The organism is Solitalea koreensis (assembly GCF_900182575.1).
GTDB lineage: Bacteria > Bacteroidota > Bacteroidia > Sphingobacteriales > Sphingobacteriaceae > Solitalea > Solitalea koreensis.
The window spans coordinates 1-1252 of record NZ_FXSZ01000023.1 but is presented as its reverse complement, the minus strand read 5'-3'; the positions used below and the strand labels follow the sequence as shown (position 1 = coordinate 1252).

The window sequence follows — 1252 nt, the reverse complement described above, 5'->3', positions numbered from 1 at the left end:
TGTAATCTTCCCCAAAAACAGCTACGATAATAAGTGTAGTAGTTTATAACTTTAGGGAAATGAAAAAAAGCAATTTTACCGAATCACAGATCATTAAAATTCTATCGTTACAGGAAGCCGGCCGGTCGATTTCAGACATCTGCAGGGAACATGGCATCAGTCAGGCCACGTTCTACAACTGGAAGAGTAAGTACTCGGGGATGGACCTGTCACAGCTGAAACAGTTAAAAGAGCTGGAGAAAGAACTGTCACAATACAAGAAGATCGTAGCCGAACAAACCCTTCAGATCACCGTTCTTAAAGACGTGATCGAAAAAAAGCTTTAGGGCCTGCCGAAAAACGAGAGCTTGTCGGGTATGCAAGAGAAGCCTATCGGATGAGCCTTCGGCAGGCCTGCTCGCTGTTTTGCATCAGCACATCGGTCTATTACTACCGGGCCAAGCGCCGGGACGACACCGAGGTGATCGAGCAGTTATCTTTACTGGCCGATCTACATCGAACATGGGGTTTCTGGATGATGTACAACCGTTTAAGAAAACTGCAGTACATGTGGAATCATAAACGGGTATACCGAATTTATACCCTCATGCGCTTAAACCTTCGCAATAAAAGGAAGAAGCGGCTTGCTGCACGTATCAAGGCTCCCTTGTTAAGGCCCATAGGCCCCAATATCACCTGGAGCCTGGATTTTATGCACGACACGCTGATCAACGGCAAGACGATCAGGACATTAAATATCATCGATGACTTCAACCGTGAGGCACTTTCCATCACCGTTGAGAACAGCTTTCCTGCTCATCGGGTAATCAGGGAGCTGGAAAAACTATTGGAATGGAGGGGTAAACCTGAAAAAATCCGTTCAGATAACGGTCCGGAGTTTCTGGCTACGACTTTGAGCGCCTGGTGTGAAGAAAAAGGGATTGAATGGGAATATATACAGCCCGGAAAACCAACCCAGAACAGTTTGATTGAACGGTTTAACAGAACCTTTCGCCAAGATGTACTGGATGGATACCTGTTTGATAGTCTGTCGGAAATCAGGGAACACGCAAATGCCTGGGCCTGGATGTATAACAATATCAGGCCGCATTCCGCATTAGGATATCTTACGCCTGTCGAGTTCCTGTTGAAATATGGAAAACTTCCATCCCGCAAGGGCATCGGCCAGTTTCCCACATTACAACAGGATAATAACAATAAATACAACGGGAATTATTTAGTTTTGGATGTAGCTAGTTAGGGGAAGATTACA

At 45.4% G+C, this 1252-nt stretch carries 1 pseudogene; it reads left to right on the top strand.

The window, feature by feature from the left end:
* Positions 1 to 59 precede the first annotated feature (59 nt).
* Positions 60 to 1132, top strand: a pseudogene (locus tag FN756_RS14365) (IS3 family transposase); the annotation flags it as partial.
* Between the last annotated feature and the right edge of the window lie 120 nt (positions 1133 to 1252).